We start from the raw sequence: 14,403 nt of genomic DNA on the forward strand, positions 1-14,403 counted from the left end.
ACGGTGCAGGATTTCGGGCTGAACCGTCTCCGGCAGTTGGTCCAACACCTTACCGCCCACCTCGGGATCGAGGTTGGCGATCAGCACCGCGGCGATCTGCGGATGCTCCTTGTCGAGCATGCCGGCGATCTCGCTCGCGTCGAGCCAGTCGAGCAGGTCGATCTCGCACACCGCCTCGGTGGGGGTGATGCGCGCCAGCACGCTCTCCGCCTTTTCGGGGCCGAGCGCGCGCGTCATCACCGATTCCACCTTGCGGCCCGGATCGAAGGTGATCCCGGTCCGGTCGCGCGCGCGGCCGACGAAATCGTCGAGCACATTGTCGACCTCTTCCTCGCTGACGTCCGCGACCGCGAACATCGCGCTGCCCAGGTTGCGCACTTCTTCGGGATCCAGCTTCTGCAGGATCGCGGCGGCCTCGTCGTCGCCGACGAGCATCATCAGCACCGCGGCGCGCTCGACGCCGGTGAAGGTGCGGGGGGAGGTGAGCGCACTCATGATTTGGCGTCGGCGGCGATCATGTCGCGTACCGCCAGCGCGGCGCGCGCGGGATTGTCGCGGGTGAAGCCCCGAACCGCGGTGATGCGCTCCTCGTAATTGCGGCTCGTCTCGATCTGGTCGAGGCTGACCGGCGCGGCGACGGCGATGCCATTCTCATCGGTCGCGCCGTTGGCGTCGGGCGAGGGCAACGCCGCCCCGCGCGCCGCGGCAACCTCGTCCGTGGCATCCTCACGCTTCTTCATCAATGCCTTGGCGAGCGGTCGCACGCCCAGCAGCAGCACCAGCAGCGCGATCACCACCGCCGTCAGGTTGCGCGCGATCATCGGGATCAGCGCATTGTCATACCATTTCGGCCCGGCGGCGCTGTCGGTGCCGGACGCGGCGAATTTCCGGCTGATGACGGTGACATTGTCGTTGCGGGTCTGGTCGAAGCCGACCGCGCCCTTCACCAGATCGGTGATCTGGTTGACTTCCATCGCGGTGCGGCGGCCGGTGTCGGGGTCGCGCAGCAGCACCGCGACCGAGAGCCGCTTGATCCCGCCCGGCGCGGCGCGCGTCACCGAAACTTCCTTGTTGAGATCATAGGCGCGCTGGAAGCTATCCGACTGCTTGTTGGCATCGGGGGCGGGGCCGCCGGCGGTCGGCGCGGGTGTCGGCACGCCCGGATTGCCGGTAGCGGGCTGCGGCGTCGACAGCTGCGAGGCGGGTGGCGGGGTGTTGCTCAGCGCACCCGGAATCCCGCCCGGCGCCTGGCCATTGGCCATGTTGCCGGTCCAATTGCCGGTTTCGGCACGCAGGCGGCCATCCTTGTCGTAGCTTTCGCGTGTCGCGCTGGTTTCGTCCAGATTGACGTCCGCCTGCACCTCGGCGGTGAAGTTGCCGGCCCCGACCAGCGGGGTCAGCAGCTGGATCAGCTGCTGGCGATATTTGTCCTCCACACGGCGCTGGAAATCGATCCGGGCGTCATTGGCGGCATCGGCGCCGTCGCCATGCTTGGTCAGCAGGCCGCCGAGCTGGTCGACGACCGTCACCGAATCGGGCTTCATGCCCGGCACCGACGAGGCGACGAGATTGATGATCGACTGCACCTGCGCCTCGCTGAGCGAGCGACCGCCCTGCAGCTTCAGCACCACCGAGGCGGAAGGCGCGGCATTGTCGCGCACGAACACGCTCGCTTCGGGCATGGCGAGATGGACGCGCGCCTCGGCGACGGCGTCGATCTCCTGGATCGAGCGGGCGAGTTCGGTCTCCCGCGCCTGGCGCAGGCGTTCGCCCTCCACCGCGCGGCTGACGCCCATCGGCAGCTGGTCGAGGATCGCATAGCCGCCGGGCGCCTGCTTGGGCAGGCCCTGGCCCGCCAGCAGCATCCGCGCCTTGCTATACTGGTCCTCGTCGACGGTTAGGGCACCCGTGCCCTCGTCGATCCGGCTCTTGATGTTCGCCTGCGTCAGCGCGGCGGTGACCGCCTGCTTGTCGGCGTCGGTCAGCCCCTGGAACAGCGTCTTCTGCGTCGGCGTCGACAGCGTCATCCACGCCAGCGCGGCGGCGCCGATCAGCGCGACCAGCATCGCCATCGGCAGGCTGCGGCGCACCGCGGGCTGCGCCAGGACAGACTTGATCTGCAACAGCGGGTTGGCGAACTTCTCGGGCAGCGCGGGCGCGGCACCGGGCGTGGTGGTGGCGAGTGCAGTGGTCATCGATTACACCGGCATGCTCATGATGTCCTTGTAGGCGGACAGCAATTTGTTGCGGACCTGCAGCGTGGCCTCGAACCCTACCGAGGCTTCCTGGCGGGCGAGCATCACCTTGGCGATATCGACCGTCTCACCGCGTTCGTAGCTTTCCGACAGCGCGCTTGCCTTGTTCTGGCTCGCGTTCACGTCCTTCAGCGCGTCCTGCAGCGTATCGGCGAAGCTCGCGGGCTTCGTCGCGGCACTCTGCGTCGGGGCGGCGCCCTCGGCCGATCCGGCGCGGGCCAGCGCCTGGTTGCGTTCCAGGATCTGCGCGCGCAGCTGCATCACGCGGTCGACGCTCATCGCGCCACCGACACCACCGACGCCGCTCATGCCGAAGCCGCCCAGGCAGTGGCGGGCCGGGCGAGGTCGTCACCCTGTTCGCGCGCCTTGGCGAGGCGATAGCGCAGCGTGCGCTCGGAGATGCCCAGGCGCCGCGCGGTCTCGACGCGGCTGCCGCCGCACGCGGCCAGCATCTCGCGGATCGCCTGGAATTCGCTCATCTGCACCACATTGCCCAGGGTCGCCGGCTCGGCGGGCAGGGCAGGGGCGGCAGGCGCGACCGCGAACAGCGGCGTCACCGGGCTGGTTTCGCGGAAGGTGAAGCTGATCGGGCGGTCGAACACGATGTGGCTCGCCTCGATCGTGTCGCCGCCGGCGAACAGCAGCGCGCGCTGGATCACGTTCTCCAGCTCGCGCACGTTGCCCGGCCAGTCGTGGCGGATCAGCGTCTCGACCGCCTCGGCGGTCGGCCACGGCACCACCGCGCGGGTTCCGGCATGGCGCAGGATCATCGTCGCGGCGAGCGCCGGAATGTCCTGCGTGCGGTCGGCAAGCGGCTTGGTGCTGAGTGGGAAGACCGACAGGCGGTAGTAGAGATCGGCGCGGAAGCGGCCCGCGGCGACTTCGGCCTGCAGGTCGCGGTTGGCGCAGGCGACGACGCGTACGTCGATGGGCTGCGGCACGGAGGCGCCGATCGGCACCACCTCGCGCTCCTGCAGCACGCGCAGCAGCTTGGCCTGCAGGTTAAGCGGCATCTCGGCGATTTCGTCGAGCAGCAGCGTGCCCCCATCGGCGGCGCGGAAGAAACCGTCTCCGCCCGAGGACGCGCCGGTGAACGCGCCCTTGGTATGGCCGAACAGCATCGCCTCCAGCATCGATTCGGGCAGCGCGGCGCAGTTGATCGCGACGAACGGGCCGTCGCGGCGCGAGGAACTCAGGTGGATCGTGCGCGCCAGCACTTCCTTGCCGGTGCCGGTCGGACCGTTGATCAGCACGGTGATATCGGCCTGCGCCACCCGTTCCGCGAGCGCCAGCAGCGCGAGCGATTCGGGATCGGCGGCGGTAGGCAGTTCGGGGCCGCCGACCATCGCGCGGGCGAAGGCATTGCCGACCGCCGCATCGTCATGGCCATAGGCGATCCGCGCCGGCTGACCATCGCGAAACGGCATCACCGCGCGCCCTTCGCTGCCGACGATCAACGTCCGAGCGGGGGCGGTCATCGCCTCGCCCTCGGCGACCAGGAAAGTGGTGCCGGCCGGTGCGCGGGCGCCGGCGGGTTGTACCGAAAACCCCTGGGCGCGCAGCGAGGAGACGAGCGTCAGATGCTCGCGTTCCACGGTGGCCGACGGCGTGATCGATCGCATGTTCGAATGTTCCCCAACTGTCGAACGCCCTCTTGCCGCACCATTGGTTAACGCGCCGTATCGTTGCCGCCCCTGCCGGCAGAATATTTCCGGGCGCGTATCACCCGTGCGCGCGCGCCCTCGCGAGCGCGCGGCCGCACCCCGGCGCGCGCGCGTGGACCGGGGCAGGGGGGAGGGGACGAAAAAAGATTAAAGCCCGGCGGGGGGCGGTCGTTTGGTGGGGCAGCGGCACGGCCAAACGCTCATTGGGGGCGGCAAGTCCGGCCGGGCTAGTGGAGGGATCCATGACGATCATCAATACCAACACCGCGGCGCTGCGCGCCACCAACGCCTCGATGGAAGCGAACAAGTCGCTGTCGACCGCGATGGAGCGACTGTCGACCGGCAAGCGCATCAACTCGGCGAAGGACGACGCCGCAGGCCTCGCCATCACCAATTCGATGACCGCGCAGATCCGCGGCATGGCGCAGGGCATCCGCAACGCCAACGACGGCATCTCGATGGCGCAGACCGCCGAAGGCGCGCTCGACGAAGTCGGCAACATGCTGCAGCGCATGCGCGAACTGACGGTGCAGGCCAGCAACGGCACCTATCAGACGACCGACGTCACCAACATCACCACCGAGAAGAACGCGCTGGCGGCGCAGATCAAGTCGGTGCTGACCAACACGCAGTTCAACGGCAAGAACCTGTTCGACGGCACCTCGGCTGCGGTCGCGATCCAGGCGGGTGCGAACTCGGGCGACTCGCTGACGCTGTCGATCGGCACGCTGACGACCAACGCCGGCGTCACCGGCGTGGTGGACATGACCGCGGGCGCCGAGGCGGCGAGCACGACGCTGGCCAAGTACGATACCGCGATCTCGACCATCGCCAACACCCGCGCCAGCCTGGGTGCGGCGCAGAACCGGCTCGAATCGGCGGTCAGCAACATGACCTCGAACATGACCAATCTGACCGACGCGCGCAGCCGGATCGAGGACGCCGATTTCTCGACCGAGACGACCGCGCTCGCCAAGGCGCAGATCCTGAACCAGGCATCGACCGCGATGCTGGCACAGGCCAACCAGTCGCAGCAGGGCGTGCTCAAGCTGCTCGGCTAAGCCGACGCTGTACGCACCGGCCTCGTGCCCCCAAGCTGAGCGGGGCCGGTGCCGACTGGCCGCGTCACGCGGCCGGGTCAGACCCCGCCGGGCAACCGGCGGGGTCTTTGCACGTCGTGCGAAGACCGCGATCGCGCACCCTCCTGCCCGTCCGTGAAAGCGCGCGCCGGCGATAAAAAGCGCTAAAATTCCGGGCCTAACGGTCGTTTCAGGAGGCAGGCAGCGACGAACCACAGCCTCGGGGGCGGCGGCGGCGCTAAAGAGTGGAGGGATCCGTGACGATCATCAATACCAATACTGCGGCACTGCGCGCCAACAACGCTTCCGCTAGCGCGAACAAGTCGCTGTCGACCGCGATGGAGCGGCTGTCGACCGGCAAGCGCATCAACTCGGCGAAGGACGATGCGGCGGGCCTCGCGATCACCAATTCGATGACCGCGCAGATCCGCGGCATGGCGCAGGGCATCCGCAACTCGAACGACGGCATCTCGCTGGCCCAGACCGCCGAAGGCGCGCTCGACGAAGTCAGCAACATGCTGCAGCGGATGCGCGAGTTGACGGTCCAGTCGAGCAACGGCACCTATCAGTCGACCGACAAGACGAACATCTATGCCGAGCAGAACGCGCTGGCCGATCAGATCCGCTCGATCGTGAAGAACACGCAGTTCAACGGCACCACGCTGTTCACCGGCGGCGCCGTCGCCGGCACCGACAAGAGCGTGACGATCCAGACCGGCGCGAACACCGCCGACACGGTGGCGCTGAAAATCGGTGACCTCGACAACAACGATACCGCGGCCAACGCGCTGTCGAAGGTGGTCGACTTCTCCGCGACGCCGAACGGCATGACCGGCGACTCCGCGGCGGCGACCCCGGTGGTGCCGGCACTCTCCGACTTCGACGATGCGATCAAGCAGGTTTCCACGCAGCGCGCGAACCTGGGTGCGGCGCAGAACCAGCTGGAATCGGCGGTCAGCAACATGACCTCGAACATGACCAACCTGACCGACGCTCGCAGCCGGATCGAGGACGCCGATTTCTCGACCGAGACGACCGCGCTCGCCAAGGCACAGATCCTGAACCAGGCATCGACCGCGATGCTGGCGCAGGCCAATCAGTCGCAGCAGGGCGTGCTCAAGCTGCTCGGCTAACTCTTCCTACGGGTATGCGTGGGAAGCCCCGGTGGTCAGGACGACCACCGGGGCTTTTCCCGTTCGATCAACGGCGGTGCGCCCGTGGCGCGGCCCCTTCGACAGGGCCCACCAGACAGCGCTCACCAGATGCGCCGGGGCGATTACTCGCCGCCCTGCACCGTCAGATCGTCGGGATTGTCCTCCGGCTCGCCGGTGGGAAGGTTGCCGGTGGCATCGTCAGGCTGGCCGCTGGCATCGGTATGCGCCAGTGCATCGGCGGGGTCGTCGCGGACGACGGGATCGACGGCGTCGGGCTGGTCCGGTCGGTCGCTGCGGCGGTCGGTCATCGCATTCTCTCCTCGGTGGTGCCGAGTGGAACGCGCCGGGATCAGCCGCGCTGCATCGCTTTCTTCAGTTTGGCGTGCGCGGCGGATTTGATCTGGCACACGCGCGCCGCCCCCACCCCCAGCACCTCGCCGATCTCCTCGAGGTTCAGTTCCTCGACGTGATATAGCTGGATCACCATCTGTTCGCGTTCGGGCAGCGCCGCGATCGCCGCGATCAGCCGGTCGCGCGTCTGCGCTTCCGACAATTGTTCGAACGCATCGGGCGTGTCGCTGGCGAACCACGGCTGATCGTCGGTGTAGACGTCATCGATCGACTCATATTTCACCGCGTCGGCGGTGGCATAGTCGCTCCGCAGCTTCTCCACGGTGATGCCCATGCGATCGGCGGTCTCACGGTCAGTCGGCGCGCGGCCCAGTTCGCCCGACAATTGGTTCACCGCGCGCGTATAGTCGCGGCGGCGCCGGATCGCGCCGCGCGTCATCGCGGCATGGCGGCGCAATTCGTCGATCATCGCGCCGCGCAGGCGGGTGACGAGATATTGCTTCAGCGTCACCTGGCCGCGATCCTCGAACGCGGCGACCGCCTCGACCAGCGCGACCAGCCCCACCTGAATCAGATCCTCGACCTCGATCGCGGTCGATACCGAACCATGGACGTGCCATGCCAGCCGCCGGACGAGCGGCAGGTGTTGCTGGACCAGCGCGTTATCTTCCCGCGCGCGCGTGGGCGCGCGAGGCGCATAGGTCAATGGGGTGACCGGCGCGGTCAGCGCGGGCTGCGGTTCGGCGTTCATGCCGCCAGCGCCTGTTGCGCGTGCGTGCCGCCGATGATCGCGACCACCTCGACGGGTTTATCCTCTGGCACTTCGAAAAAGCTCATGACGGGCGTATCCGGAAGAACAGTGCGGACGAGCTTGCGGATCGCGACGCGGACCGCCGGCTGGACGACCAGCGCGAACGGCTTCGCTTCCGCGATCAGCGGTTGGGCGGCGGCCTGCAACGCATCGACGATGCGGCGGCCGAGTTCGGGTTCGATCACCTGGCGGCCGGGATCGTTGCGCATCGCCTGGCCGAGCAATTGCTCCAGCCCGCCCTCCAGCGTCATCACGCGCAGCGGCTCGCGCACGCCGGCGAGGCGGGCGATGATCAGCGGCCCCAGTTCCGGGCGGATCAGCTCGATGATTTCGCCCGCGTCGTTGCTGCGCTGCGCGGCGAGCGCGATCGCGGCGGCGATGCGGCGGAATTCCTTCAGCGGGATGCTTTCCGACAACAGCCCCCTCAGGACGGTGGTCAGCGTGGTCAGCGGCAGCGCGGCAAGCCCGGCCGCCAGTTGCGGCGCGCGTTCCTTCAGGCCGTCCAGCAGCGCCTGCACCTCGTCCGCGCCGAGCAGGTCGGCGGAATGCGAACCGAGCGCATGGTTGAGGTGCGTCGCGATAACGGTGCCCGAATCGACCACCAGATAGCCCTGGCCGGTCGCCGCGTCGGCGTCGCCCGGGGAGATCCATGTCGCCTCCAGTCCGAAGGTGGGATCCTTGGCCTTCTTGCCGATCAGCTCGCCGAACCCCTGGCCGGTGTCGAGCGCCAGCATCTCGTCGGGAGACACCTGATCCTCCCCGACGCAGACCCCACCCAGCATCAGGCGATAGGTATAGGGCGGCAGATTGATGTCGTCGCGCACCCGCACCTGCGGTACGACGAAGCCCAGCTCCTTCGACAGCTGGCGCCGTACCCCGGTGATCCGCGCCATCAGCGGCGCGCCACGACGTTCGTCGACCAGCGGCACCAGGCCATAGCCGACGTCGAGATTGACCATCATCGCCTCGGTCACCTCGTCCCATCCGATCTTCGACGGATCGGGCGCCTCGACCGCCGCGGGTGCCTCGACGATCTTCGGGCGCCGGGCGATCGTGTGCAGCTTCCACGCGGCATAGCCTGCGCCCGCCGCCATCGGCAGGATGACGAGGTGCGGCATGCCCGGCAGCATCCCCAGCAGCGCGAGGATCACCGCCACCGGGGTCCAGGTGCGTGCCGAGCCGAACTGGCTGCCGATCTGCCCCGCCAGATCCTTTTCGGAAGAGACGCGGGTGACGATCGCGGCGGCGGCGATCGACAGCAGCAGCGCCGGGATCTGCGCCACCAGCGCGTCGCCGATCGCAAGCATCGTATAGGTCTGTGCCGCCTTGCCGATCGTCAGGCCATGGTTGACCGGGCCGAGGATCAGCCCGCCGACGACGTTGGCGGCGAGGATCAGCAGCCCGGCGACCGCGTCGCCCTTCACGAATTTCGACGAACCGTCCATCGAGCCGTAGAAATCCGCCTCGGTGGCGACTTCGACGCGGCGTTTCTTGGCATCTTCCGGGGTGATCAGCCCGGCGTTGAGATCGGCGTCGATCGCCATCTGCTTGCCCGGCAGCGCGTCCAGCGTGAAGCGCGCCGACACTTCGGAGACGCGCCCCGCGCCCTTCGTCACGACGATCAGATTGATGATGACGATGATCGCGAACACGAACAGGCCGACGACATAGTCGCCGCCGATCAGGAAGGTGCCGAACGCCTCGATCACATGGCCGGCGGCGGCCTCGCCCTCATGCCCGTGCACCAGGACGACACGCGTGGAGGCGACGTTGAGGCCGAGGCGGAACAGCGTGGCGAACAGCAGCACGGTCGGGAAGGCGGAGAAGTCCAGCGGCTTCTGCGCGTTGAGTGCGACCATCAGCACCGCCAGGCTGATCGTGATGTTCATGATGAAGAAGATGTCGAGCAGTGCCGGCGGGATCGGCACCACCATCAGCACCACCAGCAACAGGATCGCGCCGGGCAGCGCGAACAGACGGGCGTTGGCGAACAGCTTCATCGCCTCAGCCCCCCATGCTCGCCAGCATCATATAGGCCAGCTTCGCATTGTCGGGGGAAGGACGCAGCAGGCTGGCCTGCGCCGCCTGCGTATTCTGGATCCGGCCGAGCGTCGATTGCGCCCAGGCGAGCGCGTCGCTGGCGCTTTCGCCCGCGCCGGTGACGACGGTGGAATCAGCGCCCATCGCCAGCGCCTGCGCCGCGAACTGCATCGCGGTGGCGGAGGTCGTGTCGCTGCCGGCGGTCAGCGTCGCGCCGGCATCGCCCAGCTTGTCGGCGAAGCGCTGATATACCTGTGAGAGCGAGCGGGCCGAGCCGTCGGCGGCGTAGAAAACGTTGCGGTTGGCGCGCGCGGCGGCGGGAAACAGCGCGGCCGCGCTGCGATCCGGATTGGCCTGCATCTGCGTCAGAAAGCTGCGTGCGCCGCCCTGGCCCAGGAAATGCGCCATATACAGGTCCGTGCCGGTTGCCGGCCGGCCGGTGGCGGCCTCGATCGCGGTCTTGTTGTCGCCGGCATGTTCCGCGGCCATCAGCGAGGCGACATCCGGGTCGTTGCGCAGCGCCAGGATCGCGGCGCGTTGCCCCCCCGATACGGCATAGCGGCCACCGGCGGTCTGCTGGATGTTGTCCGCCGCCCAGCCGAGGCCGTGTTCGCTGCCATGCTTCTTCACCACCGCCAGCCAGCTCTGTTCGATGAACTGGTACAGCCCGCTGGCGGAGGAGGTGCCCGCCTTGGCGTTGGCGTTGAGCCCGCTTTCCAGCTTCGCCTGCCCGAGCAGATAGTCGAAGTCGATGCCGGTACGCTGCGCCGCCCGCTGAATAGCGGACGTGACGCGCTGGGTGTTGGTGGTGATCGCTGACACGGTCATGCCCCGCGATCAGCAAGAGGCGTGCCATTCGCCATGCGGCCAGGCTGTCCGGCCGGTTGTGGCAGCCTCCGCTTGCCGCGTCAGGCGTAGGCGACGCTGCCGCGGCGATAGGCGTTGCCGCCCTGACCGGAAAGAAGTTGCAGCCGGCGGCGGACATTTGCCGCCATCAGGTTGACGTAGATCCGGCACGTATCGTTCAGGCGGTCGGCTTCCTCGGCCAGCGCGCGCAATTCGGGCGTGGCCGGGCCGTCGCCGAGCGACTTCAGCGTGTCGATGGCCTTTAGCTTGTTGCCGGTCGCACGCTCCAGCGCGTTGATGTCATTGGCCTTCAGCGCATCGATTTCCGCATGCAGCAGGTCGATCACGCGGACGAGGGCATCACGCCTGTTCATTCGCTATCCAATCGTATTTGAGCGCGATGAGCTGGTCCGCAATGGTCGATGGCGACAATGGGAAGGTGCCGGCGGCGATCGCCGCCTTGATCTGCTGCACCCGGTCCGAATCGACCGGCGCACTTGCCGCCATCGACTTCGCCAGCGTCGGCGCAGTGGCCGCCGCGGCGGCCGCCGTCGACGCGGGTGTCGCTGGCGTCGCGGCGGGGGTCGCCGGGGCGACGCGCGTGACGCCGGCGATGCGCGTATCGCCAGTCCTGATCGTTGAAGAGCCTACCGATTCTACCATGTCCGCACCTATTCGGTTCCGCTGACATGGGCAGAAACGACCGATGCAGAGCAAGCTTTAGCATTTTTTCATTCCGGCCAGCCGGGCAGCGTCGCGCGGCCCGCCGCGACGGCGACTCCCTGCACCGGCTTGCCGCCGTCGTCGACCCGGATCAGCAGCCGCCCGCCCGCCGGCGCATCCCCCATCGCGACGCCGTCGCGGGTGATCGCGAAGCCATCCGACCCCGCCTCGATGGTGACCGGGTCGCCGCGCTTGATGACCGGCGGGGCATTGCGGGGAACCATCGCCACCGCCGGCGTGGCAATGGCGGCAGCGGCGGCGCGCGGCGGCGCGTTCACCGGAACGAAGATGCGCCATGACGGCCCTGCGCACGCGATCACTACCGCGTCATGCGCCTCGCTGCGCCACGACATCGCGACGGTGGGGCAGGTGGCGAGGCGCAGCCGCGGGTCGATCGGGGTGCGTGCCCCCCCGACGGCGCCGATCGGCTGCGCGGTGAAGGCGGCGACCGCGCGATCCAGCGCGTCCGTATCCTGAAATCCCGCCGCCGCGGCGGCGAGCGCGAAGAGGGAGGCGATCATTGGCGTTTCTCCTGCTCGCCGGTGAAGGCGAGGGTCACGAACGTGGCGCGGCGCGCGAATGTTGGCGCGGCGGCGATATCGATACGGGTGTCGGCCACGCCATCGCGGACCAGTGCGGCGACGACCGCGCGGGCGCGATCGGCGGCCAGCGCGGTGGCGCTGCCGCTGACGGGATCGCGATCGGCGGCCGAGCCGTCGGTGGCGCCTGTGACGGTCAGCCGGACGCGCGGATCGCGCAATTCGGTGCGCGCCCAGGCGGCCAGCGCCGTGGTATTGCCGGGCAGGGCCGCGCTGCCGGGGGCGAAGCCTTCGACGCTTTGGCTGGCGACCGCGATCGGTGGCGCCTCGACGCCGAAACCGGCGGCGAGGCCTCGCGCCAGCTCGCGGGGGTCGACATCATGTTGCGCTTGCAGCAGCACGAAGAAGCCGATCAGCAGCAAGGACAGATCGGCCAGCGTGATGAGCCACACCGGGCGCGCCGACGGCGCTTCATAGGTGAGCGGATCGTCGATCATGCCGCCACGCCCGGATCCGTCCTGCCGTCATCCGCTTGCCGGTCGTCATCGTCGTCGACGTCATGGATCGACCGCGACGGCACCGCCTGGACCAGCGCGATGGCGCGCGGTGCCTCGCGTACCGCCAGCGCCAGCAGCGGCGGGATCAGTCGCAGCCGCTCCATCGCCTCTACCCGGGCGGCATTCCGCAGCCGGGTGGCGATCGGCAGCGCGACCAGATTGGCGAGCAGCGCGCCATAGAGGGTGGCCAGCAGCGCCACTGCCATCGACGCGCCGATCGCGGCGGCATCGTTGACCCGCGTGAACATCGCGACCAGCCCGATCAGCGTGCCGACCATGCCCATCGCGGGCGCGGTTTCGGCAATGCCGTGCCACACGTCGGCGGCGATGCGATGCCGCTCGGCGCGCTGGCGGCGGGCTTCTTCGATCGCGGTGGCGATGGCGTCGGGGGCATCGGCGTCGACGATTTGCGCGATCGCTCGCGCCACGTCGGTATCGCCGACGACGGTATCGTCCAGCGCGACCACGCCGTGGCGCTTTGCCACGCGCGACAGATGCGTGATCTGCTCCAGCAGCGGATCGGCGCGGAAGCGTCGTCGCGGCAGGATCGCCAGCGCGCGGATTGCCCGCGCCAGATCGCGCAACGGCGTGCGCAGGATCGTGGCGAGCAAGGTGCCGCCGCCGACGATCGCGAGCGCGGTGGGATCAAGGAAAGTACCGGGCGTCATGCCGGCCGCTTTGCAAGGCATGGGCCAATTGCGGCGCGCGGCATTTCCCTCCGCATCGTCCGTGTGGAGGGGGCGGGGGGCGGAAGGGGAGGAGCGCGCACCGGCAATGCCGTTGCCGGCAACCGGCAAGCGTTTGCCGCTTCGTTGCCGCCACCGCGTTTCCGCCGCCCTTTCGATGATTTGGCACGCCCCTTGCTGTGATCGACGCGCACCCATCGTGCAGCAGGAGGATCGGCCCATGGCTGACACATTGTTCGGAGTTCATGGCGCGGCGCTAGAGGTACGCGCACAGCGTATGGGCGTGCTGGCGTCGAACATCGCCAATGCGTCCACCCCCGGGTTCAAGGCGCGTGACATCGATTTCAAGACGGCGCTGGGCGCCGCCGAGAACGGCGTCGCGACGGCGAATGGCGATGCGCTGCAATATCGCGTGCCGACCAATCCGTCGATGGACGGCAATACCGTCGAGCTTGCCACCGAGCAGACCGCCTTCGCCGAAAACGCCGTCCAGTATCAGACGACGCTGTCGTTCCTGAACGGCCGCATCAACCAGATCACCCGCGCGCTGAGGGGAGAATAAGCATGTCCGGCGCTCCGCTCACCATCTTCCAGGTCGCCGGCCGCGCGATGTCGGCACAGCTGACGCGGATGAACACCACCGCGTCGAACCTCGCCAATGCCGGCGGCGTCGCCGGATCGGAGGAGGCCGCCTACAAGACGCTGAAGCCGGTGTTCCGCACCAGCTTCGACGCCGCGTCCGGCCTGTCGACCGTCGACGTACAGCAGATCGTCACCGCGGGGGAGGCGCCGACCAAGCGCTACGACCCCGCCAATCCGATGGCCGACAAGGACGGCAACGTCTTCGAGGCCGCGGTCGATGAATCGCGCGAGCTGGTCGACATGATGGAGACCGCGCGCACCTACCAGAACAACGTCGAGGTGATGCAGACCGCCAAGACGCTGATCCTAGACACCCTCAAGATGGGCCGCTGATCATGGCAATCACCGATACCACCGCGTCGACGTCCGGCTACGACCAGACGCTGAAGAACTTGGGCATCACCCGGTCCGGCACGGCGGCCACCCCGAACGTCAGCACGACGGGCACGAAGACGACGCTCGACCAGACCGACTTCCTCGCGCTGATGACCGCGCAGATGAAGAACCAGGATCCGTTCGCGCCGGTCGACAATACGCAGATGGTCGCGCAGATGGCGCAATTCTCGCAAGTCGCGGGCGTCAGCGAGATGAACAAGACGCTGTCGGGGATCGCGACCCGGCTGGGCGCGACCTCGTCGAGCGATGCGATGGCCTATGTGGGTCGCACCGTCCTGACCGCCGGCAACACCGCTTACGAACGCAGTGCCGGCGGGATCGCGGGCGCGGTCGAGCTGGGTGCCGACGCGACCGACGTCAACGTCTCGATCGCCGACAACAGCGGCAAGGTCGTCCGCACGCTGCAGCTCGGCACGCAGAAGGCGGGCACCGCGACCTATGACTGGGACGGCACCGACGCCGCCGGCAACAAGGTGGAAAGCGGCCCGTACAACGTCACCGTGGAGGCATCGAACAAATCGTCGATCGTCTCGGCCACCTCGCTTGTCTGGGCGCCGGTCGAATCGGTGTCGTTGCCGACCAACGGTACGCCCAGCCTGAACGTCACCGGCCTTGGCACGGTCGATCCGTCCGCGATCCGCAAGGTCGCCTGAACCCCTT

17 protein-coding genes and 1 pseudogene are annotated in these 14,403 nt (G+C 68.3%); 5 read left to right on the forward strand and 13 right to left on the reverse strand.

What is annotated here, in order from left to right; all coding sequences use genetic code 11:
• The 4 genes and pseudogenes from ACFDSW_RS03485 to ACFDSW_RS03500 all read right to left on the reverse strand — a co-directional run.
• Positions 1-495: pseudogene (locus ACFDSW_RS03485) on the reverse strand (flagellar motor switch protein FliG); the annotation flags it as partial.
• Complete coding sequence (gene fliF, locus ACFDSW_RS03490) at positions 492-2,195, reverse strand: flagellar basal-body MS-ring/collar protein FliF (protein ID WP_375248888.1); 1,704 nt, start codon at positions 2,193-2,195, stop codon at positions 492-494. The pseudogene ACFDSW_RS03485 and the gene fliF, both read right to left, overlap by 4 nt.
• 3 nt (positions 2,196-2,198) lie before the next feature.
• On the reverse strand, positions 2,199-2,564 hold the full coding sequence (gene fliE / locus ACFDSW_RS03495; protein ID WP_017980121.1) for a flagellar hook-basal body complex protein FliE: 366 nt from the start codon (positions 2,562-2,564) through the stop codon (positions 2,199-2,201).
• Positions 2,561-3,877, reverse strand: coding sequence for a sigma-54 interaction domain-containing protein (locus tag ACFDSW_RS03500; protein WP_375248889.1), 1,317 nt, complete (start codon positions 3,875-3,877; stop codon positions 2,561-2,563). The genes fliE and ACFDSW_RS03500 overlap by 4 nt, the downstream gene beginning before the upstream one ends.
• 284 nt (positions 3,878-4,161) lie before the next feature.
• Here ACFDSW_RS03500 and ACFDSW_RS03505 point away from each other — a divergent pair, with 284 nt between their 5' ends.
• On the forward strand, positions 4,162-4,980 hold the full coding sequence (locus ACFDSW_RS03505) for a flagellin (protein ID WP_375248890.1): 819 nt from the start codon (positions 4,162-4,164) through the stop codon (positions 4,978-4,980).
• Positions 4,981-5,255: 275 nt separating this feature from the next.
• A complete protein-coding gene (locus ACFDSW_RS03510; RefSeq protein WP_375248891.1) occupies positions 5,256-6,131 on the forward strand; it encodes a flagellin in 876 nt (291 codons plus the stop codon).
• A gap of 143 nt (positions 6,132-6,274) precedes the next feature.
• Here the strand turns inward: ACFDSW_RS03510 and ACFDSW_RS03515 are convergent, their stop codons facing one another.
• From ACFDSW_RS03515 to ACFDSW_RS03555, 9 genes are all read right to left on the reverse strand, one after another.
• Positions 6,275-6,460 (reverse strand): hypothetical protein, encoded by a 186-nt coding sequence (locus ACFDSW_RS03515; RefSeq protein ID WP_375248892.1) that lies wholly within the window; start codon positions 6,458-6,460, stop codon positions 6,275-6,277.
• A 41-nt stretch (positions 6,461-6,501) separates the two neighbouring features.
• Positions 6,502-7,254 carry a sigma-70 family RNA polymerase sigma factor gene (locus ACFDSW_RS03520; RefSeq protein WP_375248893.1) on the reverse strand — a complete coding sequence of 251 codons (753 nt, stop codon included), beginning with the start codon at positions 7,252-7,254 and terminating at the stop codon, positions 6,502-6,504.
• Positions 7,251-9,314: a flagellar biosynthesis protein FlhA gene (gene flhA, locus ACFDSW_RS03525; protein WP_375248894.1), complete on the reverse strand. Its 2,064-nt coding sequence runs from the start codon at positions 9,312-9,314 to the stop codon at positions 7,251-7,253. Before flhA ends, ACFDSW_RS03520 begins: the two co-directional genes overlap by 4 nt.
• A 4-nt stretch (positions 9,315-9,318) precedes the next feature.
• Positions 9,319-10,182, reverse strand: a complete 864-nt coding sequence (locus tag ACFDSW_RS03530) for a lytic transglycosylase domain-containing protein (protein WP_375248895.1) — start codon at positions 10,180-10,182, stop codon at positions 9,319-9,321.
• Between the two features lie 80 nt (positions 10,183-10,262).
• Positions 10,263-10,574, reverse strand: a complete 312-nt coding sequence (locus tag ACFDSW_RS03535; RefSeq protein ID WP_375248896.1) for a flagellar protein FlgN — start codon at positions 10,572-10,574, stop codon at positions 10,263-10,265.
• Entirely contained in the window at positions 10,561-10,863 is a 303-nt protein-coding gene (gene flgM, locus ACFDSW_RS03540) for a flagellar biosynthesis anti-sigma factor FlgM (RefSeq protein WP_375248897.1), read from the reverse strand. Before flgM ends, ACFDSW_RS03535 begins: the two co-directional genes overlap by 14 nt.
• 68 nt (positions 10,864-10,931) lie before the next feature.
• Positions 10,932-11,444: a flagella basal body P-ring formation protein FlgA gene (locus ACFDSW_RS03545; RefSeq protein ID WP_375248898.1), complete on the reverse strand. Its 513-nt coding sequence runs from the start codon at positions 11,442-11,444 to the stop codon at positions 10,932-10,934.
• On the reverse strand, positions 11,441-11,959 hold the full coding sequence (locus ACFDSW_RS03550) for a flagellar motor protein MotB (RefSeq protein ID WP_375248899.1): 519 nt from the start codon (positions 11,957-11,959) through the stop codon (positions 11,441-11,443). The genes ACFDSW_RS03545 and ACFDSW_RS03550 overlap by 4 nt, the downstream gene beginning before the upstream one ends.
• Positions 11,956-12,687, reverse strand: a complete 732-nt coding sequence (locus tag ACFDSW_RS03555; protein WP_375248900.1) for a motility protein A — start codon at positions 12,685-12,687, stop codon at positions 11,956-11,958. Before ACFDSW_RS03555 ends, ACFDSW_RS03550 begins: the two co-directional genes overlap by 4 nt.
• A gap of 238 nt (positions 12,688-12,925) precedes the next feature.
• Here ACFDSW_RS03555 and flgB point away from each other — a divergent pair, with 238 nt between their 5' ends.
• From flgB to ACFDSW_RS03570, 3 genes are read left to right on the forward strand one after another with little or no spacing between them, the layout of a single operon-like run.
• The gene (gene flgB, locus ACFDSW_RS03560) at positions 12,926-13,267 is read left to right on the forward strand and encodes a flagellar basal body rod protein FlgB (RefSeq protein ID WP_375248901.1); all 342 of its coding nucleotides are present in this window, start codon (positions 12,926-12,928) and stop codon (positions 13,265-13,267) included.
• Between the two features lie 2 nt (positions 13,268-13,269).
• Entirely contained in the window at positions 13,270-13,680 is a 411-nt protein-coding gene (gene flgC, locus ACFDSW_RS03565) for a flagellar basal body rod protein FlgC (protein ID WP_375248902.1), read from the forward strand.
• A gap of 2 nt (positions 13,681-13,682) precedes the next feature.
• Entirely contained in the window at positions 13,683-14,396 is a 714-nt protein-coding gene (locus tag ACFDSW_RS03570; protein WP_375248903.1) for a flagellar hook assembly protein FlgD, read from the forward strand.
• Positions 14,397-14,403 lie beyond the last annotated feature (7 nt).

It is taken from the genome of Sphingomonas sp., from assembly GCF_042091075.1.
In the GTDB taxonomy this organism is placed as follows: domain Bacteria; phylum Pseudomonadota; class Alphaproteobacteria; order Sphingomonadales; family Sphingomonadaceae; genus Sphingomonas.